This is a genomic window from Alkalibacterium putridalgicola (assembly GCF_040959045.1).
GTDB classification, from domain to species: Bacteria; Bacillota; Bacilli; order Lactobacillales; family Carnobacteriaceae_A; genus Alkalibacterium; species Alkalibacterium putridalgicola.
The window spans coordinates 1997490-2018916 of record NZ_CP162615.1 but is presented as its reverse complement, the minus strand read 5'-3'; the positions used below and the strand labels follow the sequence as shown (position 1 = coordinate 2018916).

Below are 21427 nucleotides of genomic sequence, written 5' to 3'. Positions count from 1 at the left end.
TTTTTTTATCAAATGACGATTCCGACTTGCATGAAGTGATTTTTGAGGTCATCGATATTCCCATCAAAAACATGACCTTTCATGCCCAGAGCGCTTGCCCCTTCGATATTGACTCTTAAGTCATCGACAAAGAAGCATTCAGACGGATCGAGATCGAAGTGACTGAAAAATTTCTGGTAAAGCTCTTTTTCCGGTTTAAGACCTTTCCAGTCAGAAGAAAGGAATAGCCCGTCAAAGTACCCCAGTCCTGGAATGATCTGTTTGAATTTGTGGAAATCTTGAGACACGTTCGAAAACAAATAGAGGTCGTATCCATTAGCTTTCAACCGTTTAAGAATATCTTCCATTTCGGTAATGGGTGTCATTTTTTCATACCAGGTGTCTAGGATATCACTCACGGATGAATGGAGTTCTTCAGGTAGGTTTTCCGAGGCTCTTTCGACTAGTTCCTCTTTAGTTATGGTCCCCCGGTCAAACTGCTGCCATAAGTCAGCGTAAAAGATTTCGTCTAATAAGCGTTTCTGGTGCTCTGTATTTGTTGTGTAGCCCTGGATAAACTCTTCAGGTGCATAGTTGATCAGCACATTTCCCATGTCGAATACTACATTTTTTATCATCTTGCCTCGTCTCCTTTATGTATTTTCAGTTGATGTTCTTCTGTTCAAGCATACCATACAGAGTGGAAATTAATAACTGAACCGCATGTTTTTACATAAAGGATATTGACAATCAGGCAAAACATTGATATGATGACATTTGTTGAGTATAAAGCGCACGTGGCGGAATGGTAGACGCGCCAGCTTGAGGGGCTGGTGGGGCGATGCCCCGTGGAAGTTCGAGTCTTCTCGTGCGCATAATGATAAAAAGACGGCATCCAGATTCACTTTGGATGTCGTCTTTTTTCTGCATTTAAAGAGCTTTTGTCAACTGGATAAGACGTTCTGTCTCAGTTTTTGGAACCATAGAAATTTTTTATTGGATAGGTTATACTAACCAATCCATCGAACGGCGTATAGTAAACTTTTAAAATAAGAGGTATACTAATTACATATAATGTTAGCGATTACTACATGAAAAAATAGGGATAAAGACACTAGGGGAGAGTAATAACAAGATAAGAGTCGGTATTTAATATTGAAATTGAGGTGAGGGTATGGACAAGATCAAACAGATTTTATTATACACCCTATTAATACTAGTGATTTTAATTGCTGGTTGCAGTAATAATAATACTGCAATTATAGAGGCAACATATAGTCAATTATCGTCAAGCGAAAAAGCTGAGGTGGTAGATCAAAATGAAGCGACTATTATAAAGGTAACAGCGAGTGAGCTGAATAATGATGGAGTAATGGAGTATTACTTGCCTGATATTGCATCGGACTCTGAAGAAGAACTGTATTTAGTAATATTTGAGTCTGAAAATAAAGATATAGTTGGAAACGTTGAGAAGTTAGTGAATGTAGAAGATTATAGTATTGTTGGGTTTAATTTAAGAGATTAATCTAAAAAATGGGAGGAGAAGTTATCAAACTAAAGTGATTTTGATTAGTGGGTTGCTAAAAGATAGCCTTATTTGTCACAACTCTACTGAATTAAATTCAATGAGTTAATAGAAGAAGGGCAATTTTGTGCTAACTCTTTTACAAAAGACTCTGGAGTTTACAAAAGAAGGACCATCTTCTATTAACTCAAAGCTAATTAATAGGTCACTTATAAGAAAATCGCTCATCTTCTTGCAGCCCAAACCAGTTTGTGCTGATGACTTAATAGAACATCCGCAAACTTCTATAAACTCAAATGAAATGTAGATGAGACTTTATAGAAGATCTGGCCACTTCTACAAAGTTTAGATCCAAACTTCCCTGAGTTGATAAAAGGCGTAATAGAAAAGAGGCTGACTGATAAGTATCAAATCAGTCAGCCTCTTTCTTATATGATTATTTTCTCCAGAATGTCGTGCAGTCTTTTTTATCTTCGATATTAAAGCGGATCATATCGTCGAGCAGGTCATAGTTGACAGGCTGGGCCCGCTTGATCTTGAAGGTTTCTTTGAGTAGGTCATAGTCTGATCCTTCAATCTCTTCATTGAATTGGCGCAGGGCTGCTTTTTCAGGGGCAACCGAAATGTGGTTCCTGGCTGCGCTGAATGCAATGATAAAGGTATCATGATCCGTATACATCGGCTGGTTCCACGCAATACGTTTCCCTAGATCTGGAAACACCTTTTCCACGTGCTGATAGATATCGGAAAGTATTTGTTTCATTTCTTCGTCGTCAATTGCTTTCAAGTATTCGTCAAAGGTTTCCATGTCCAGTCACTTCCAATCTTAAGTATAAATCGATTATAACAAAACAGCTGAGGCAAGACTGATCATAAGAGGGATAGTCACGATGGCAAGGAAGCTGGCGAGGATAATGATCCGGGCGCCATACTCATAATCCCCGCCATAGAGCTGGGAAAACAGTGCGGTATTGATCGCTGTGGGGGTGGCATTGGCAATCGACAGGACCAGCAGGACAGACGGATGTGTGATCGGCAGAAGCCACAGCAGGAAAACACCGATCGTTGGTGCTATAATTAAACGTAGGGTAACTGTCCAGTAATTCGATTTCACCAGGAAAATGTCTTTGATTCTGCTTCGTGCCAGATAACCGCCCAGTAAAATCATACCCAGAGGAGAACTCAGTCCGCCGATCGTATCTAAACTATTATATAAAATGTCAGGCAGGGGTAAGCGGAGAATGTACAATCCAAAACCGATAAACGACCCTAAACTGGCTGGGTTTGTTAAAATAGAACGCAGCGTGATGGCTTCTTTTCCTTCTGACAGCATCCATTTCCCGTATGTGTACTGGAAAATCGCTGAAGTGACGATATACATGGAAAGGTAGAAGATACCTTCATAACCTAATATAGGCAAAACGATCGGGATGCCCATATAGGCGGTATTGGAAAAAACGATGGCGTACCGATCGATTTTCGATCTGTTCCTGAGCAGCGTATGTGCTAAAGCGATACGTGAAAGAATGATCGATAGAGAACCGATAAAGGATGTGAAGAGTATGTATAGCTGACCTGAATCGTAGTCCTGCTGGAACGACATCAAAATGACGATAGGTATGACAAATTTCGTTACAATATTAGCCAGCTGCTGGGTGCCATCCATATTCAGAAACTTAAATTTCACTAAAATGAAGCCAAACATCATCACAAAAAACATTTGAAGCAGCTGATTAAAAATGACTGAAGATATTTCCATAATAAACGCCTTCTATCTATACGAGTTGTAGTCAGAGATTAAATTCTCTTAACGACTACTATACCGTTTCATCCACCTATTTGCAAAAGGAGAGACAAATTATGTTCAATACCATCCACCATGTCGCGATCATTGCGAGCGACTATGACACGTCCAGACACTTCTATACAGAATTGCTTGAGTTTCCTGTAATCAATGAAGTTTACAGAGAAGAAAGACGGTCCTATAAGTGCGATTTGAAAGTTGGAGAAAGCCAGATCGAACTGTTTTCATTCCCTGATCCCCCTAAACGGCCGAACGGACCTGAAGCAGCGGGACTTCGTCACTTGTGCTTTGGAGTGGAGGATATCAGTGAAACAGTAATGAAATTAGAAAATAGAGGAATTGACTGCGAGGAAATAAGAGTGGATCCTTATACTGGGAAAAGATTCACTTTTTTTAAAGATCCGGATGGGTTGCCTCTGGAAGTGTATGAAGTGTGAACCCTTTACACTGAAGCCACGGGTTGTTCTCGACCTTACTAAAAGCAGTAAAAAAGGACAAAAAAAAGCACCCTTGTTTCCGCAAGGGCACCTGCATAGAAAGGAGATGATTTATGAAAAAGAAAACTAGTAGTACTGCTACTAACTTTGTTTCTATACAAATGATAACGCATACAACAAACTATGTCAACACTAAAATATAGATTATATTCAAAAAAATTCAATCGCTTACTTTGTTGATGTCAGAACACAATGAACGATCAGGAAAGCTTGACGCTCAGATGAAAGTAAGGCAAAATAAAGAATAAATATGAACGGAGGAATAGATCATGAGTAAAAAAATGATCCACACATGCATACGCGTGAAAAATCTGGAAAAATCAGTTGCTTTTTACAAAGATGTTTTAGGGATGGAAGAGGTCAGACGGCTGGACTATCCCGAGTATAAATTCACACTGGTTTATCTGGCGCTTCCTGGAGACGGTTATGAACTGGAGCTCACATATAACTACGATCAGGCAGAACCGTATGATTTAGGTAATGGCTACGGACACATCGCGATCGGTGTAAACGACTTGGAAGATATACATGAAGAATACAGTCAATCCGGTTATATGGTGACTGATCTGAAAGGATTATCGGATGGGGCAGCTTCCTATTTCTTCATTAAAGATCCGGATGGCTATAAAATCGAAATCGTTCAGCTTTAATAAAGCAAGCCGGGGATTTACCCGGTGTTACATATGAAGGGGATAAATATACACATGGGAGATTTGGACTTCAATACAGGAACATTTCATTATGGTTCAAGGAGAGAACTTGTCTATGGAAAAAATGGGATGGTTGCAGCGTCTCATCCGCTTGCCGCACAGGTTGGAAGGGACATTTTAAAAGCCGGGGGAAATGCGGTCGATGCTGCTGTTGCGACGGCTGCAGCTTTGACAGTGGTCGAACCGGGATCGAACGGTATCGGGGGAGACAGTTTCAGCATCATCTGGAAAGATGAACAGCTGTATGGTTTGAATGCAAGCGGTCCTTCGCCGAAAGGAATGGTGCCCGCTTCTTATCTGGATAAATCGAAACCGTTTCCTACTTACGGTCTTAAGGCTGTCACCGTACCTGGTATCCCAGCTGGCTGGGCGGAACTTATCGAAAAACATGGCAAACTGTCACTTGAAGCTGTCCTGGAACCGGCAGCAAGACTGGCCGAAGAAGGTGTCGTGATTTCTGACACCGTTCACAATGCGTATCAGCGGTCGTTTAACCGCTTCACTAAAGAAAAAGAACAGTATCCGGAAATGATATCCTGGTTTGATGTGTATGCATCCGGAGGCCGTGTACCTGATGTGACGGAAGTATGGTCATCAAAAGGACATGCCAGGACGCTCCGTCTCATCGGACAGACAAAGGGGCGAGCTTTTTATACGGGGGAAATCGCTGATGCGATCGATGCATTCTCGCAGGCATACGGGGGATATCTGCGGAAAGACGATCTGGCGGGTTATCAGCCGGAATGGGTCACACCGGTGAAAGTGGACTACAAGGGATACCAAGTATGGGAAATGCCGCCGAACGGCCAAGGAGTCGTGGCGCTGATGGCTTTGAATATATTGAAGCATGTCGATATGAAAGGTAGAGATGATCCAGATACGCTGCACAAGCAAATAGAGGCTATCAAACTGGCATTTTCAGACGGTCAACTGACTATAGCGGATACTGACCACATGAAACTGAATGTATCCGAACTATTGTCAGAGGATTATGCAAAAGAAAGAGCCCGTTTGATAGGAGATCAGGCGATAGATGCTCAGCCGGGATTCAGTGATAATTCAGGAACGGTGTACCTGGCGACTGCTGATAATGAAGGCAATATGGTTTCCTATATTCAAAGCAACTACATGGGATTTGGTTCAGGCGCTGTCGTTCCGGGGTATGGTGTGAGTCTTAATAATCGTGCTGTGGGCTTTGCCCTGGAAGAGGGGCATGTCAATGCACTGGCTCCCGGGAAGCGCCCCTTCAATACGATCATCCCAGGTTTTTTAACAAAAGAAAATCAGGCAATTGGACCGTTTGGTGTCATGGGTGGGCAGATGCAGCCTCAAGCACACCTACAAGTCCTGCAATCCATGATCGATTTCAAAATGAACCCGCAGGATGCTTTGGATGCACCGAGATGGCAGTGGGTCAAGAATAAAAAAGTGATGGTCGAACCGACGATGCCGCTGGCCTTGATCAATGAGCTTAAACATAGAGGCCATGCAGTAGAGGTAGAACTGGAAAAGGGTCATTTCGGCAGAGGACAGATCATTATAAAAACAGAAAATGACACGTATATAGGCGCGACAGAACCGCGTACAGATGGACACGTTGCCGTCTGGTAGCGATGGAGACTCATCACCCAACATAAAATTCAGGAGGCAGGTACATGGCGATTTTAGCATTTGATATTGGAGGATCTTCAGTCAAATATGGGGTCTGGAGTGAAGAACAGTTAGTTGCAAAAGATAAATTCAAGACACCAGGGACTTGGGAAGAAATGAAAGGAAAGCTGGCAGCTGTAAAAGGAAATGCGGAACAGCGCTATTCATTAGAAGGCGTTGCTTTCTCTGCCCCGGGTGCAGTAAATCAGGAGGCCAAACAGATCGAAGGAATCAGTGCTGTAAAGTATCTTCACTTTTTCCCTATTTATGATGAACTGGAAGGATTATTTGATTTGCCTGTCACTTTTGAAAACGATGCGAACAGTGCTGCTTTGGCTGAAGTCTGGAAAGGATCTGCCCGAGAAAATGATACAGTTTTGTTTGTCGTTATAGGAACAGGTATCGGCGGGGCAGTTATTGTAAATAAACAGGTACACCACGGCCCCCATTTATTTGGGGGCGAGTTTGGCTACATGCTGCTTGATGGCGATAAGACCTTCAGCGATCTGGGGACTGCCGTCAGGATGGCTAGACGCTACGCTGACCGTAAAGGCATTGCCCAAGACGAAATCGACGGGAAGCAGGTATTCGAGCTGGCAACAAACGGCGATCCGTTAGCTAAAGAAGAAGTAGATAAATTTTATTTTTATCTGACAAAAGGCCTTTACAATCTGGCCTATGCTTTCGATCCAGAAAAGATCATTATCGGTGGAGGAGTCTCCAGTATGGATGGGCTCATTGAGCGGCTGAATAAAGAATTCGATGATCTTCTGAAACGGATAAACTATAAAACGTTCCGTCCAGAACTGGAAGTATGTACCTTCAGGAATGATGCCAATCTAATCGGAGCTGTTTATAATTTCATGCAGAAGAATACTGACTCGCTGACGACTGACTAAGGAGAATTCAAAATGAAAATAATGAATGATGATACCCTGTTATTTATCGGAGACAGCATAACAGACGCCGGACGTGACAGGACTGATCCAGACGACTTAGGACAGGGATTTCCTTTGCTTGTTTCTGCTTACCTTCAGACGAATATGCCCGAACAGAGACTGACATTTTTAAACCGTGGGATCGGTGGAGATAAGTTGAGTGATGTCAAGAACAGGTGGGAAGAAGATTGTCTGGATCTTGATCCGGATATCGTGACACTTCTGATAGGAATCAACGATACGTGGAGAAATCAGGACAACAACCACATAGTAACAGAGGAGGAACTGGCTGTTTTCGAGTCCGATTATCGATTCCTGCTGAAATCTCTGCACCAGCGTACCGATGCCCGTGTGATCCTGATGGAGCCGTTCGTGCTGCCTTATCCCAAAGACCGCATGAACTGGCGCAGAGACCTCGATCCGCGTATTCAGATCGTCAGAAAAATGGCGAAAGAATATCAGACTGAACTGATCCCGCTTGATGGGCTCATGAACGCCCAGGGAATAAAAAACGGCTTCAGCTACTATACAGGGGAAGACGGCGTTCATCCGACCGTTGCCGGACACGGCTATATAGCCAAAGCGTGGCTGGATGCAGTGATCGATAAAAAAGTGTTGTAAAGCTGAACGAAGTGTGCTAATATTAATTTTATGCGATGAGTCGAATGTTTCCACTGTTTGTGGAAACTTCATGCACGATACAGATGTTTGATCATCACGACAGGAAGTCGGTATTGGAGAATTCACGCTGTGAACGTGAACCTCGCCTATTTTATAGGTTGCGATTATGCGGACAGGCCAAACTGTCCGTATTTTTTTTGCTCAAAAACAGGTTAGTTTAAAAAATAAATTAATCATTGAATTATATTGAAACTCGTGTAAGATATGAAGAGAATTGTAAGCGATATCAAAAGGAGAGGTCACATGCTTGATAAAATAAAAAAAGCTGCAGGGATGTGCTCGGCGCTTCTTATAATGGGAGCGGCATTCATCTCAGTAGGTGTTTCAGCTGATGAGTATGAAGAGGTCACAGTAGGATTCGAGGAAGAAACCCATCTGCTGATCCCCCGAGGTGAAACGGAAAGTCTGACCCGCACGGACCTTGATGCCTACACAGGCGAGTTTTCTTTGCTGACAGAAAATAGAAGCGAAGCCTGGAATGGTCCTTCGATACGGATCGAAAACAAAGTGGATCTGTCAAAAGAATACCTCTTTTCAGTTTGGGTAAAATTTGCGGATAAAGGACTGGATGATCTGCAGCTGTCGACTCAGATAGGTGAAGGGGATAATGCAAGCTACCAGATCATAGACACTCAGTCAGCTTCTGCAGACGAATGGATCAATCTGGAAGGGACGTATAGATATGACGGAAATGGTGATGGATTCATAAGTGTGTATGTCGAAAGCGTAAATAATCAGACCGTTCCTTTCTATATCGACGATTTTACGATGACGTCCAGCGAACTGGAAAGTGACGTTTCAATAGAGACTGAACTTCAGCCGATCAAGGATGTGTATGCTGACCATTTTCTCATAGGTAATGCGGTGTCCATGGCGGAACTGGAAGGTCGGAGACTGGATCTGCTGACACATCATCATAACTTGGTCACGGCAGAAAATGCCATGAAGCCGGAATATGCCTATGGTGCTGACCGGGCATTTGATTTCAAGGACCAGCAGCGTTTAGTCGACCGCATCCAGGAAGAAGGCCTGAAGCTTCATGGTCACGTGCTGGTCTGGCATCAGCAGTCACCTGAATGGCTTCATACACAAGAGGGAGAGTTGCTTTCGAGAAAAGAAGCCCTTCAAAATATGGAACGACATATAGAAGAAACGATCCTGCAGTACGGAGATGATGTGATTGCCTGGGAAGTCGTCAACGAAGCTATGAATGACGATCCCAGGGATCCTGAAATGTGGCGGACGATGCTGCGGCGTTCTGAATGGTATGAAGCGATCGGTGACGATTATCTGGAACTGGCATATATGAAGGCACGCGAAGTTCTGGACACAAACGGTTGGGAAGACGTGAAACTCTACTACAACGACTATAATGATGATAATCAGAATAAAGCAATAGCCATTTACACTATGGTCAAGGAAATAAATGACAGTTATGCAGAAGATAACCCGGGAGAGCTGCTCATCGACGGTATCGGTATGCAGGGACACTACAACATCGGGACAAGTGTGGACAATGTTCGCCAGTCTATTGAACGATTCAGGAAACTGGGCGTTGAAATCGGTATTACCGAACTGGATATAACAGCGGGCGGAACAGGAGAACTGAGTGAAGAACAGGAAATCGATCAAGCACTGATTTACGCTGGCTTGTTCAAGCTGTACAAAGAACATTCCGATATTATTTCCAGAGTCACATTCTGGGGACTGAACGATGCAACAAGCTGGCGGTCTGAACGCAGCCCGCTTCTGTTTGACAGGGATCTCAAAGCCAAAAAAGCTTATGAAGCAGTGATCGATCCGGAAGGTTTTCTGGCACGATATGGAGAAACCGGAGAAGTTGATAAACAAACTGCCCGAGCTGGCTACGGCACACCTGACTTATCCGTAACAGACGATGCGGTTTGGACCGATGCAGCAGAACTAACCGTCGACAGATACCAGATAGCCTGGAAGGGCGCTTCGGGTATTGGGCGTGTTTTATGGGATGAAAATAATTTGTATGTTCGTGTAGAAGTTACAGACGATGGCATCGATGTTTCCGGTAAAGAATCATGGGAGCAGGACTCTGTTGAAGTATTCGTCAACACGTCATTAGATGATTCAGCTTCCTATCAGGACGGTGACGGACAATACCGTGTGAATGCTCAGGGGGAAGAGTCGTTTGGTGAAATGACGGATCCGTCAGGTATAGAGTCCAGAGTGCATGAAACTGACAAAGGTTATACTGTGCAGGTAGCGATACCCTGGCAGATCATTGAACCAGAACCGGGACAGGAAATCGGGTTTGATCTGCAGATCAATGATGCAAACTCGGGAGCAAGGGAAAGTATTGCAGTATGGAATGACTTGACTGGTCAGGCATATCAGAATACCTCAGTGTTCGGAGTGCTTGAGCTTGCACAGAACGGTCAGTCAACTACAAGCTCTACCAATGAGAGTGATTCGTGGTCCCCGTGGATGATCGGAGGGACAGCAGGGAGTCTTATAGTGGTTGGAATCGGAACCCTTTTCGTCATTAAACAGAAAAATCAGTAAAAAGAGAGAAACTGTGTTTTCTCTTTTTTTGTCGTCTATTTTCAAGTATATATTATTAAATTAGCGTTTTTCTGTAACTTTAGTAATTTTTTAGCCCAAAACTGTCATGTGTTGAAATGAATGTTGAAAAAACTATTGCATTTCAGCAAACAAGAAGGTATTATATACATGTAACCGCTATTAGTTTGTCAGACGAACAAACTAATATAATTTTTAATCAGGTATGTAAACGCTTCACAATAAATCTTCTTCTATAATGAAATCGATTACTTATTGGTTTAACTTACATTGAACAAGTAGAAGAAGGAGTTAAAAGGAGGAGTACTATCGAAAAAAAACAGGGGACGTTTTCTGATTGGACACTCACATTATAATTTGGAGGGATATTCATGTTAAATAAAAAATGGTTTTTAGGATTAGCAACAATGTCAGCGCTAACATTGGCAGCGTGCGGAAACGGCGACACAGCTGATGAAGGTACAGCTGATGAAGGGGCAACTGATGAAGAAGTCGTTGAAACAGAAGACGGCGAGGCGTTTGAAGCGCCTACGACCGGCGGCGAAGGTGTCCTGGATGTCTGGACGTTTACTGATGAAGCTGCAACGATGATCAATGATTACTATCTTGAAGAATTTCCTGATTTAGATTATGAAATCAATATTTCTGAAGTTCCTACCGAAGAGTTTGAAACTCAGTTAGACCCTGTTTTTGGTACAGATAGTGCTCCGGATGTCATTTTTGCTGAGCAGGCCTTTGTTAAAAAATATGTCGAGTCAGGCATGCTTGTAGACTTGAGCCAGTTCGAAGGAATTGCTTCAGGTGCTGAAAATACATTTGATTATGTAAAAGAGATCGGTACACAGGAAGACGGTACATTCGTTGCAAACTCCTGGCAGACAACGCCAGGCGCATTCTTCTACCGTCAAGATCTGGCAAGTGAATATCTGGGTATTGAATCACCAGAAGATATGCAGGCAGCTATCAGTGACTGGGACGGATTCCTGAATACAGCACGTGACTTAAAAGAGGCCACAGACGGATCCGTATATATGGTGTCCAGTCGTGGTGACTTGAACCACCCTTACTATATGTCCCGTGAACAAGGCTGGGTAGTAGATGACACATTAGTCATCGATGACCAGTTGTACGAACTTCTAGACACAGCCAAAACCATGGTAGACGAAGGTCTGATGATGGATGCAGATCCACAGGGAGAAGAATACTTCGCAGCGATGAATGGTGATGAAGTCATGGGTTACAGCCTGCCGACATGGGGCATGCACTTCTGGCTGAAACCAAATGCTGATGAAACAGCAGGGAACTGGAGAATGGTAACAGGACCAACTTCATACTTCCGTGGTGGTACATGGATGGGGATCACTCAAACGTCCGATATGCAGGAAGAAGCCGCTCAGTTAGTTGAATGGCTGACAACGAGTGAAGACTTTATGAGAACATGGGCAGAAGAAACCGGAGACGTTGTTTCGCATGAAGGTGTTGTAGAAGAAGTCCGTGGAGATTATGAAGAAGAATTCCTGGGTGGACAAAATCACTACGATGCATTTGCTGATGCTATTCCAGCAATTGACGGTTCGATCATTACGGAATACGACCAAACCATTTCTGGAGCTTTCGACGACTTGGCACTGACACCTTACTCTAAAGGCGAAGTGACTCAAGAAGAAGCAATCGAAGCTTTCAAACTGGAAGTTCAAAACCTCTATCCTAACCTGCAGGTGGATTAAAAATAGTATAAAAGTGTAGCACAAGGAAAGTGCAGCTGGACGCTTATCGCAAGCGTTCACTGCACTTTATCCACTACATGGAAAGGAGATATTATGGCAACATCATCTGATACGACAACAGAAAGCAAAGCAATTACAAAAAGACCTAAAAATTTGGCAAAAAGAAAAGATGCGAACAAATGGGGATATTTCTTTGTGGCGCCTTTCTTCATATTTTTCCTGATCTTTAACTTTTATCCGATGTTCTATACGATTTATTTATCCTTTACCGATCTGGCAGGCTGGGCTACCGAGGCAAACTTTGTCGGGTTCCAGAACTTCGAGAGACTGTATAACAATGAATTGTTCAGAAGATCAGTATTCAACACGACTATTCTGTGGTTAGTCAACTTTTTCCCGCAGATCATTTTAGCCTTCATCTTGGCCTACTGGTTTACAAACAGGAGGATGAATCTAAAGGCGACAGGATTCTTTAAAAGTATGTTCTATCTCCCGAATATCATCACTGCTGCATCAGTAGCCTTGATTTTCAGCTCTTTATTCAGTTATCCACGTGGACCGCTGAACCTGATCATGATGGATTGGGGACTGATCAGTTCACCGATCGACTTTTTCAGAAGTGTCATCGGGACACGTTTGATCGTTTCCTTCATTCAATTCTGGATGTGGTATGGTCAGACAACCATCGTTCTGCAGGCAGGTATCTTAGGTATTGATGAGAATCTGTTCGACGCTGCGCGAGTTGATGGTGCAACGGACTGGCAGTCATTCACAAAAATCACCATGCCATTGATGAAGCCGATCACGCTTTATGTACTGGTCACCTCTCTAATCGGTGGTCTGCAGATATTCGATATCCCTTACCTGCTGACAGGTGGAGGACCGGCACAATCAGTTGAAACCATGATGATCTTTATTTACAAACAAGCATTCCAGGGCGGAAGAAACTTAAACGTTGCTTCAACTGCATCTGTTTTCCTCCTTATTATGACCTCTATTTTAAGCTTGTTTATCTTTAACAGTTTCCGAGACAAAAAAGCTAAAAAATCCGTGAAAGGAGTGAAATAGGCTATGTACGAAACAGGCAATCCAAAAACTGTGAAGGCGCAGCGCACACTGATCTATGTATTCTTTGCCTTGTTAACACTGTTAAGTATCATACCTTTCTGGGTCGTGATCGTCAATGCAACCCGATCCGCTCCTGAAATCCAGCAGGGACTTTCACTTATTCCAAGCGATTCGGCCTGGTCTAACTGGACACACTTGCGAGATCAAGGTTTCAATATCTTTCAAGGGTACGGAAACTCATTCTTTATCGCTGCAAGTGCAACAATTTTGAGTTTGTATTTTTCATCCCTGACGGCTTATGCGTTCATCGTTTATGAGTTCAAAGGTAAAAAACTCATCTGGGGAATCATCCTCTTGCTGATCATGATCCCGACACAGGTAAGTATCATCGGTTTCTATAAATTCATGGCAAACATGGATTTACTGAATAACTATATTCCACTGATATTACCTTCTGTGGCGAGTGCACCGACCGTCTTCTTCATGAAACAATATCTGGAGACGATCTACCATCCGGCCTTAGTCGACTCGGCTCGTGTAGATGGGGCGAGTGAAATTTTCATCTTCCACCGCATCATTTTACCGTTGATGCGCCCCGCTCTGGCTACGATGGCTATTTTCTCATTCATCGCATCATGGAATAACTTCTTGCTTCCATTGATCCTGATCAATGACCGTTCGATGTACACCTTGCCAATGCTGGTGCAGTTACTGACCACGGATGGATATAAGACAGAGTATGGAGCCATGTATATGGGTATCACATTATCCGTCGTACCATTGCTCTTCCTCTATGCCTTTCTGTCTCGTTACATTATCGGCGGAGTTACAGCCGGAAGTATCAAACAGTAACCTATTAAAAAATAATATGACCAGACATGAAAGAGGTTGGGACAAAGTCTCAGCCTTTTTTGTCTGTTAACCGTTGTTTAATCAGTGACTTTTCATAGATTATCCATAAAACGATCCCAAGACCTGCTGTTTAATGGCTCGCTAATAATGTAGTATCAATCATTGTCGGCGTTATGGCAAAGCAATTTTGCTCTCTTCTGACATGAAAATAAGTTCAGAAAAAGGAAACAATCATTCTAATGATAATCGATTATAGATTCCTCACAAAGAGTACAATGGAAATAAGCCTTTTATTATTAGAGATTTTCGATATACTTGTTGTGAGATAAAAATAAGGAGAAGATAACTGTGGTTGATATAACTAAAATAGTTCAAGGAAAAGCACTTTCAGAGTTGGATGAACAATTACTTCAATACATATTGGAGAACATGGACTGTGTTCTTCAAAAAGGTGTACGACAAATCGCAAAAGAGAATTTTACATCACCTGCAAGTGTGATTCGATTATCAAAAAAATTAGGTTATACTGGCTTTATTGATTTGTATTATCATCTGTTACCATTGGTTAATACCGAAGAGGAAACTGAGGAAAATGATGAAAAGGGTTTTTTCGAACTCGAGGGTTCATTAGTTTTTCAACATAATTCATCTGAGAAGATAGATAGATTTGTAGAGAAAGTACTTTGCTTAGAGGGAAAAGTTATTTTCATCTATGCCGCAGGATTTTCTGCTATAACAGCTGAGTATTTATATAAAAAATTACTATTACTTGGAAAACAGGTTATTATAGCTACTTCTTTGGATTCAGTGGGGGTGTTAGAGAACAATTTAAAGAACATAGGAGTTTTTGTAGCTGTTTCTAAATCCGGCGAAACCCAAGGTGTTCTTGATAAAATGCATACCGCTAAAAAAGCTGGTATTTATACCGTTTCCTTTACAAAAGAAACACCCAATCGGATAGCTAAATGCAGTGAGTTGAATTTTAAGATTACCGATCAGCATAAGTTAGACGACAGGAACCTGCTTCCTAATACTTTTTTTCCATTTACTTTATTACTCATTGAGTACTTACTCAGTGTTTACTTAAAAGAATTAAATGAAGTAACAGAAGAAAATTAAAAATCAAAAAATAAAGCAGTACTTATTTTAAATATCAATTCGTTCGTTTGAGTTTCTATGAAGTGTTGATAAATTTATGGTAAATGCTAGGTCATAGGTTTATCCTGAAACGTGTTTCGTTATAGCGAAACACGTTTTTTCATGTCGTGAAAGCCTTTTAATTGAAGCGGTTTCTCGATACACTAAGTTCAACTTAAATATATTGGAGGGAAAAAGTATGAAAGAAAGAGTTATGGATACAATGCAGAAATTTTCAAAAGCGATGTTTATACCCGTGTTAATATTACCGATCGCTGGTATTTTGATTGCCATCGGTAATTTATTTACGAATGCACGATTACTTGAAGTCGTTCCTTTTTTGGATAATCCAATCACTAAAGGATTCGGGACGATTTTATCAGGATCGCTTGTTTCGATACTAGTCAATCTAGGTTTGGTCTTTGCGGTAGGGCTGGCAGTTGGTTTGGCTAACAAGAAGAAGTCGGAAGCTGGATTCATTGCTTTACTTGGCTATTTAGTTTTTATCAATGCGATGAATGGCTATATGGGCATCCAGGGAATGTTAATCGAAGGTAGTCTGCAAGGTACTGGACAAACAATGGTATTAGGTGTGCAGATACTAGATATGGGTGTGTTTCTGGGTATTTTCTTAGGAATTGCAACGGCGATCGTTCATAATCGGTTTGCAGATACCGAATTTAACAATGCCTTTCAAATCTATGGAGGAACACGTTTTGTATTTATCGTGTTGATCCCAGTCGTTGTTCTATTAGCTATTATATTTACAACTATCTGGCCTTATTTCCAAGCTGGTATCAGAAGTTTAGGATTGGTAATAAATCAAAGCGGGAACTTCGGGCTCTTCTTGTATGGTGCTCTTGAACGCCTGCTCATTCCAACTGGGTTGCATCACTTAGTTTATACCCCATTCTTGTACAGTGAATTAGGTGGTATTGCTGAAGTCGGAGGAGAAATATTTGAAGGCGCACGTAATATTTATTTTGCCGAAATAGCCAACCCAGACGGTGGTCTGCTTGCACCAAGTGTAATTTGGGATGCACGTGGTATTTCAAAAATGTTTGGTTTGATTGGTGCGTGTTTAGCTATGTACCATAGAGCTAAGCCTGAGAATAAAGCAAAAGCAAAAGCTATTCTGATTCCGGCGGCTGTAACATCTTTTCTTGCCGGTGTAACTGAACCAATCGAATTTGCTTTTATGTTTGTGGCACCGTTGTTATTCGTGGTACATGCCGGTTTAAGCGGACTGAGTATGGTTGTATTGAATTTACTAAATGTCAGGGCTATCGGACCGAACGGGTTTATGGATTTTCTACTATATAATGTCCCTCTTGGGATAGACCGTACTGGATGGCCAATGTATGTTGCTGTAGGATTATTGTTCTTTGCTATCTATTATTTCCTCTTCAGTTTTCTGATCAAGGTTTTCAATTATAAAACAATCGGTCGAGAAGATGCAGAAGGTGAAACACGGTTATATTCTAAAAAAGATTATAAAGAGAAAAAAGCAAAAGGGAATGAATCTGTAGACGACTTAGGACTGGCCCACACTATCGTAAGTGCATTAGGCGGAGATAAAAACATTGAAACTGTTACTAACTGTTATTCGCGTTTACGCTTGACACTTCTTAATCCAGACATTATCGATGAGAGTATATTGAAAAACGAAACAGGCGCAAGTGGGATTATGAAAAAAGGAAACAATGTACAAGTGGTGTATGGTCTGCAAGTAACTAAAATTCGAAAAGCAGTCGATACCGTACTGAATCGCAAACCTGTAGAAGAATAAATGAAATACAAAAGTGAGGATGGATTATTGATGAAAAAGTTTTCAGTAGTTATTGCAGGTGGTGGAAGCACATTTACACCTGGGATCGTTATGATGATGCTCGATAACATGGACCGGTTTCCTATGCGAGAGTTGGTTCTGTATGACAACGACAAAGAACGTCAAGCACAATTAGGAAAAGCATTGGAAATTTTACTTAAAGAGCAGGCTCCAGATTTGAAATTTTCTTATACGACCGATCCAAAAGTTGCCTTTACTGAAAAAGATTTTTGTATGGCACATATACGTGTAGGGAAATATGAGATGCGTGAAAAAGATGAGAAAGTTCCATTACGTCACGGTGTTATCGGCCAAGAAACTTGTGGACCCGGAGGAATCGCGTATGGAATGCGTAGTATTACAGGAATGTTGGAAATAATTGATTATATGGAGAAGTACTCACCAGATTGCTGGATGCTGAACTATTCGAATCCGGCTGCAATCGTGGCGGAAGCATGCCGTGCTCTAAGACCTGATTCAAAGGTACTTAATATTTGTGATATGCCAGTAGGCACTTTACGTAGAATGTCACAAATCATTGAAAAAGATCCTGCAGATTTAGAAGTCCGTTATTTTGGCTTAAACCATTTCGGCTGGTGGACCAGTATCAAAGATAAAGAAGGCCATGAATATATCGATCAGATCCGTGATTATGTAGCTGAGAATGGATACTTGACTAAAGTAGAAGTGGATACTCAGCATATGGATGAGAGCTGGCAGGAAACCCATAAAAAAGCAAAAGATCTATTAGCTGTCAATCCGAGTTACTTACCAAATACCTATTTAAAATATTATTTGTATCCTGATTATGAAGTGGCACATTCGAATGCAGATTATACACGGGCTAATGAAGTAATGAATGGCCGAGAAAAAGAAGTATTTACTGCAGCGCAAAATATTATAGAAAAAGGAACAGCCGTAGACGGTGGCTTCCACATAGATAGTCACGCCTCATTTATAGTCGATTTAGCTCGTGCGATTGCCTTCAATACGCATGAAAGAATGTTGATGATCGTAGAAAATAATGGCGCTATTGCTAATTTTCCAGATGATGCAATGGTAGAAGTGCCGTGTATCGTCGGCAATGATGGACCAGAACCATTAGCTCAGGGGAAAATACCTCCGTTTGAGCAGGCAATGATGTTCCAGCAAGTAACAGTAGAAAAACTTGTTGTTGAAGCTTATATTGAGGGCAGTTACCAAAAACTATGGCAGGCGCTCACCTTATCTAAAACTGTACCGAGTGCCAAAGTTGCAAAAGATGTTTTGGATGACTTGATAGCAGCCAATGGCGAATATTGGCCTGAATTACGTTGATGCTTATCTGATGGGAAATGACTGCTTAGTATGATAAATAGCGAAGGGCCGGATAAAATCCGGCCCTTTACTCATGAAAATTAGGAGGAGAAGAAGATGGAAGTAGGAGTAATCGGTTTAGGGAAGATGGGTTTGAATTTAGCAGAAAATATGGTGGAACAGGGATATCGTGTATTGGGAATGGATGCTGATTTGACTTTGAGTGAGGAAGCGAAAGCGAGAGGGATTCAATTTTCACAATCGATCCCTGACTTGCTGTCACAGTTTACTGATCGAAAAATAATTTGGATGATGTTACCGGCTGGGGAGATAACAGAATCAGTATTTCAAAAAGTTAAAGCACATCTGCACGCCGGGGACTACATTATAGATGGCGGGAACGCTCACTTTGAAGACTCGAAACGTCGCGGTATGGAATGTGAAGAAAACAATGTTCAGTTTTTTGATGTTGGAACATCCGGTGGTGTTTCCGGGGCTAGAAATGGTGCGTGTATGATGATTGGTGGAAACGAAAAAGCATTTACAGAAATTGAGGAAATCTTTACTTCTATAAATGTTGAAGATGGCTATTTATATGCGGGTCCGAGTGGTAGTGGCCATTATTTGAAGATGGTCCATAATGGTGTGGAATATGGCATGATGCAAGCGATCGGTGAAGGTTTTAATGTTTTGAAACATGCAGAGTATGATTTTGAGATGGAAAAAGTAGCAAAAGTATGGAATAACGGATCAGTTATCAGAAGCTGGTTAATGGAATTGGCTTTTGACTTTTTAAGTGCTAATGGTCGTCTTGACGATATCGAAGGTGTCGTTCAATCATCTGGAGAAGGTCAATGGACAGTTCAAGAAGCATTAAAAATGCAGGTACCGGTCCCTGTCATTGCTCAATCGTTAATGGTTAGATACTCTTCAACGGATGACGATAAATATGGGGAAAAAGTGGTTGCTTCACTCCGGAATGGTTTTGGAGGGCATGCAATATTTAAGAAGGAGGACTAAGAAGTTGTTATGGAGTATAGAATCGGAATAGATATAGGGACAACGAGTACTAAAGGAGTTTTATACAACGGGCAGTTAGCTGTTGTAAAAACAGCAATAGGTTCTTATCCCACTTTGCGTGCTGTCGAAGGGATGGCTGAACAGGACCCAGAACATATTGTTGGCGCTGTGACATCTGTTATTCAACAGTTGCTTCAGAATAACGAGGATATCAGAAAACAAGTCAAATCGGTATCTTTTTCAAGTGCCATGCACAGTACTTTACTTCTTTCCTCAAAAGGTAAACCTTTGGGGCCCGTTTATACATGGGCAGATAATCGTTCGAATGATGTGCTGGAAACAACGAGGCATGAGGGTGATCTTCATTGGGTTTATGAACGAACGGGGACTCCTATTCATTCGATGTCTCCTTTTAGTAAACTGCTATGGTTGAAAAAGAATTACCCAGAACTTCTGGTTGAAGCTGAGCACATTGTGGGTATCAAAGAATATGTTATGTATCTTTATACAGGCGAATGGAAAATCGATTATTCTATAGCTTCAGCAACCGGGCTATTTAATTTACAGACCTTAGACTGGGATCGAAAGATTCTTGGATTTATCGGTCTAGATCGACAGGCATTTTCTGATCCTGTTGACACCGACTATGTCTATACTCAAAGCATTGAAGAAATGTATAACAAAGCTGGCCTTTCTCTTGACACGGTCCTAGTCATAGGGGCGAGCGACGGATGTCTGGCTAATTTAGGCTTAAATGCTGTAGGGATCAATGAAGTGGCGATGACTATCGGAACGAGCGGAGCACTAAGAATGGTAACTGATAAAATCATTCTAGATCCTAAAGGACGTACATTTTGTTACTATTTATCTAAAAACAGATGGGTAGTCGGTGGGGCTGTCAATAATGGAGGCAATGCCTTTCAGTGGCTGGCAGATATTCTTTCATTGAATTATGAACAGTTGAATAAACTGGCTGAGGGAGTTGACCCTGGATCAGATGGTCTAATGTTTTATCCATACTTGAATGGAGAACGTGCTCCTCTTTGGGATGGGTCAGTAAAGGCGCAGTTTATTGGGATAGATGCAACCCATTCAAAAGGACATTTTGTGAGAGCTTTGATGGAAGGAGTCCTGTATAACTTAGCTCTGGTTTTAGAAATCTTGGAAAAATCAGGAGGTAAGTGTAAAAACGTTAAAGTCACAGGTGGTTATTTACATTCTTCATTGTGGAAACAAATGACAGCTGATATTTTTAATAAACCGATCATACTCTCTAATCAGTTCGAAAGTTCATGTTTAGGAGCAGTACTAGTGAGTGAGCTAGATATTAAAGGTCAAATGGAAAGAATGGGGACGGAAGAAATTACAATTGAACCAAATGCTAAAGTCGTTCAATTATACCGCAAGCAATACGAACTCTATCAGAAATTATCTGAACCACTTAAAGAGATGCACCGTATAAAACAAGAATATTCGAAAAACTACTGATAAAAAATGGCTGAGGCACTGAACTGTTAAAGTTCAGTGCCTCAGCCATTTTAAATAAAGTGAAAAAGCGGTTCATCATGATGCTTTAATCATTTGCGTATATCTGTATAGATATATATTTATTTAAATTTCTAATATGATACATATACATAAAAAAATATAATGTCTTTTTTCAAAAAATTAATACCGTATTTTATAACGGTCAGCCCAGTGATTAACCAGTTATTGGCACAGCGGTGTTGTGAATGCATCGGTAAACTTAGAGCCGTTTGATTTTAAGTACGCTGATAAACGCGATATTGGTAAACTCAGAGCCAAATGAGTTTGAGTAGGCTGATAAAGACGCATTATCGGTAAGCTCAGAGCCATAGGAGTTTGAGTAAGCTTATAAAGACACAACATCGGCAAGCTCAGAGCCAAATGATTTTGAGTACGCTGATAAAGACGCAATATCGGCAAGCTTAGAGCCGTTTGATTTTGAGTACGCTGATATAGAAGCGATATCGGTAAACTCAGAGCCAAATTGGTCTGAGTGCACTGATAAAGACGCAACATCGGTAAGCTCAGAGCCAAATGAGTTCGAGTGCGCTGATAAAGACGCAACATCGGCAAGCTCAGAGCCAAATGATTTTGAGTACGCTGATAAAGACGCAATATCGGTAAACTTAGAG

18 protein-coding genes and 1 tRNA gene are annotated in these 21427 nt (G+C 41.6%); 16 read left to right on the top strand and 3 right to left on the bottom strand.

The annotated features are described in order from the left end of the window. Nucleotides 1-8: 8 nt before the first annotated feature. On the bottom strand, nt 9-617 hold the full coding sequence (locus AB4027_RS09615; RefSeq protein ID WP_368645168.1) for an HAD family hydrolase: 609 nt from the start codon (nt 615-617) through the stop codon (nt 9-11). A gap of 153 nt (nt 618-770) precedes the next feature. Between AB4027_RS09615 and AB4027_RS09610 the strand changes: the two genes are divergently transcribed. Together AB4027_RS09610 and AB4027_RS09605 are read left to right on the top strand one after the other, a co-directional pair. Continuing rightward, nucleotides 771-854, top strand: a tRNA-Leu gene (locus tag AB4027_RS09610). 299 nt (nt 855-1153) lie between these two features. Continuing rightward, nucleotides 1154-1504 (top strand): hypothetical protein, encoded by a 351-nt coding sequence (locus AB4027_RS09605; RefSeq protein ID WP_368645167.1) that lies wholly within the window; start codon nt 1154-1156, stop codon nt 1502-1504. Nucleotides 1505-1940: 436 nt separating this feature from the next. Here AB4027_RS09605 and AB4027_RS09600 read toward each other — a convergent pair whose 3' ends face one another. Next, the gene (locus AB4027_RS09600) at nt 1941-2312 is read right to left on the bottom strand and encodes an iron chaperone (RefSeq protein WP_368645166.1); all 372 of its coding nucleotides are present in this window, start codon (nt 2310-2312) and stop codon (nt 1941-1943) included. Between the two features lie 33 nt (nt 2313-2345). Then, nucleotides 2346-3263 carry an AEC family transporter gene (locus AB4027_RS09595; protein WP_368645165.1) on the bottom strand — a complete coding sequence of 306 codons (918 nt, stop codon included), beginning with the start codon at nt 3261-3263 and terminating at the stop codon, nt 2346-2348. 101 nt (nt 3264-3364) lie between these two features. Here AB4027_RS09595 and AB4027_RS09590 point away from each other — a divergent pair, with 101 nt between their 5' ends. From AB4027_RS09590 to AB4027_RS09525, 14 genes are all read left to right on the top strand, one after another. Continuing rightward, nucleotides 3365-3745, top strand: coding sequence for a VOC family protein (locus tag AB4027_RS09590; protein WP_368645164.1), 381 nt, complete (start codon nt 3365-3367; stop codon nt 3743-3745). A 329-nt stretch (nt 3746-4074) separates the two neighbouring features. Continuing rightward, nucleotides 4075-4455, top strand: a complete 381-nt coding sequence (locus AB4027_RS09585; protein WP_091487197.1) for a VOC family protein — start codon at nt 4075-4077, stop codon at nt 4453-4455. 54 nt (nt 4456-4509) lie between these two features. Beyond that, nucleotides 4510-6126, top strand: a complete 1617-nt coding sequence (locus tag AB4027_RS09580) for a gamma-glutamyltransferase family protein (RefSeq protein WP_368645163.1) — start codon at nt 4510-4512, stop codon at nt 6124-6126. A gap of 44 nt (nt 6127-6170) precedes the next feature. Beyond that, entirely contained in the window at nt 6171-7064 is an 894-nt protein-coding gene (locus AB4027_RS09575) for an ROK family protein (RefSeq protein WP_368645162.1), read from the top strand. A gap of 12 nt (nt 7065-7076) precedes the next feature. Beyond that, nucleotides 7077-7724: an SGNH/GDSL hydrolase family protein gene (locus AB4027_RS09570; RefSeq protein WP_368645161.1), complete on the top strand. Its 648-nt coding sequence runs from the start codon at nt 7077-7079 to the stop codon at nt 7722-7724. 303 nt (nt 7725-8027) lie between these two features. Further along, nucleotides 8028-10322, top strand: coding sequence for an endo-1,4-beta-xylanase (locus AB4027_RS09565; RefSeq protein WP_368645160.1), 2295 nt, complete (start codon nt 8028-8030; stop codon nt 10320-10322). Nucleotides 10323-10711: 389 nt separating this feature from the next. Further along, nucleotides 10712-12067 (top strand): ABC transporter substrate-binding protein, encoded by a 1356-nt coding sequence (locus AB4027_RS09560; RefSeq protein ID WP_368645159.1) that lies wholly within the window; start codon nt 10712-10714, stop codon nt 12065-12067. Nucleotides 12068-12160: 93 nt separating this feature from the next. Beyond that, nucleotides 12161-13135, top strand: coding sequence for a carbohydrate ABC transporter permease (locus tag AB4027_RS09555; protein WP_368645158.1), 975 nt, complete (start codon nt 12161-12163; stop codon nt 13133-13135). A 3-nt stretch (nt 13136-13138) separates the two neighbouring features. After that, a complete protein-coding gene (locus AB4027_RS09550; protein WP_091487183.1) occupies nt 13139-13987 on the top strand; it encodes a carbohydrate ABC transporter permease in 849 nt (282 codons plus the stop codon). A 348-nt stretch (nt 13988-14335) separates the two neighbouring features. Then, nucleotides 14336-15106 (top strand): MurR/RpiR family transcriptional regulator, encoded by a 771-nt coding sequence (locus tag AB4027_RS09545; protein ID WP_368645157.1) that lies wholly within the window; start codon nt 14336-14338, stop codon nt 15104-15106. A gap of 217 nt (nt 15107-15323) precedes the next feature. Next, entirely contained in the window at nt 15324-16913 is a 1590-nt protein-coding gene (locus AB4027_RS09540; RefSeq protein ID WP_091487178.1) for a PTS transporter subunit EIIC, read from the top strand. Nucleotides 16914-16943: 30 nt separating this feature from the next. After that, the gene (locus tag AB4027_RS09535) at nt 16944-18269 is read left to right on the top strand and encodes a 6-phospho-alpha-glucosidase (RefSeq protein WP_091487227.1); all 1326 of its coding nucleotides are present in this window, start codon (nt 16944-16946) and stop codon (nt 18267-18269) included. A 96-nt stretch (nt 18270-18365) separates the two neighbouring features. Beyond that, the gene (gene gnd, locus AB4027_RS09530) at nt 18366-19268 is read left to right on the top strand and encodes a phosphogluconate dehydrogenase (NAD(+)-dependent, decarboxylating) (RefSeq protein ID WP_368645156.1); all 903 of its coding nucleotides are present in this window, start codon (nt 18366-18368) and stop codon (nt 19266-19268) included. Nucleotides 19269-19277: 9 nt separating this feature from the next. Next, nucleotides 19278-20756 carry a gluconokinase gene (locus tag AB4027_RS09525; RefSeq protein WP_368645155.1) on the top strand — a complete coding sequence of 493 codons (1479 nt, stop codon included), beginning with the start codon at nt 19278-19280 and terminating at the stop codon, nt 20754-20756. Nucleotides 20757-21427: the final 671 nt, after the last annotated feature.

Coding starts and splice junctions, on each gene's coding strand:
- AB4027_RS09615 (WP_368645168.1), bottom strand. CDS start 617: ATGATAAAAAATGTAGTATTCGACATGGGAAATGTGCTGATCAACTAT.
- AB4027_RS09605 (WP_368645167.1), top strand. CDS start 1,154: ATGGACAAGATCAAACAGATTTTATTATACACCCTATTAATACTAGTG.
- AB4027_RS09600 (WP_368645166.1), bottom strand. CDS start 2,312: ATGGAAACCTTTGACGAATACTTGAAAGCAATTGACGACGAAGAAATG.
- AB4027_RS09595 (WP_368645165.1), bottom strand. CDS start 3,263: ATGGAAATATCTTCAGTCATTTTTAATCAGCTGCTTCAAATGTTTTTT.
- AB4027_RS09590 (WP_368645164.1), top strand. CDS start 3,365: ATGTTCAATACCATCCACCATGTCGCGATCATTGCGAGCGACTATGAC.
- AB4027_RS09585 (WP_091487197.1), top strand. CDS start 4,075: ATGAGTAAAAAAATGATCCACACATGCATACGCGTGAAAAATCTGGAA.
- AB4027_RS09580 (WP_368645163.1), top strand. CDS start 4,510: ATGGGAGATTTGGACTTCAATACAGGAACATTTCATTATGGTTCAAGG.
- AB4027_RS09575 (WP_368645162.1), top strand. CDS start 6,171: ATGGCGATTTTAGCATTTGATATTGGAGGATCTTCAGTCAAATATGGG.
- AB4027_RS09570 (WP_368645161.1), top strand. CDS start 7,077: ATGAAAATAATGAATGATGATACCCTGTTATTTATCGGAGACAGCATA.
- AB4027_RS09565 (WP_368645160.1), top strand. CDS start 8,028: ATGCTTGATAAAATAAAAAAAGCTGCAGGGATGTGCTCGGCGCTTCTT.
- AB4027_RS09560 (WP_368645159.1), top strand. CDS start 10,712: ATGTTAAATAAAAAATGGTTTTTAGGATTAGCAACAATGTCAGCGCTA.
- AB4027_RS09555 (WP_368645158.1), top strand. CDS start 12,161: ATGGCAACATCATCTGATACGACAACAGAAAGCAAAGCAATTACAAAA.
- AB4027_RS09550 (WP_091487183.1), top strand. CDS start 13,139: ATGTACGAAACAGGCAATCCAAAAACTGTGAAGGCGCAGCGCACACTG.
- AB4027_RS09540 (WP_091487178.1), top strand. CDS start 15,324: ATGAAAGAAAGAGTTATGGATACAATGCAGAAATTTTCAAAAGCGATG.
- AB4027_RS09535 (WP_091487227.1), top strand. CDS start 16,944: ATGAAAAAGTTTTCAGTAGTTATTGCAGGTGGTGGAAGCACATTTACA.
- gnd (WP_368645156.1), top strand. CDS start 18,366: ATGGAAGTAGGAGTAATCGGTTTAGGGAAGATGGGTTTGAATTTAGCA.
- AB4027_RS09525 (WP_368645155.1), top strand. CDS start 19,278: ATGGAGTATAGAATCGGAATAGATATAGGGACAACGAGTACTAAAGGA.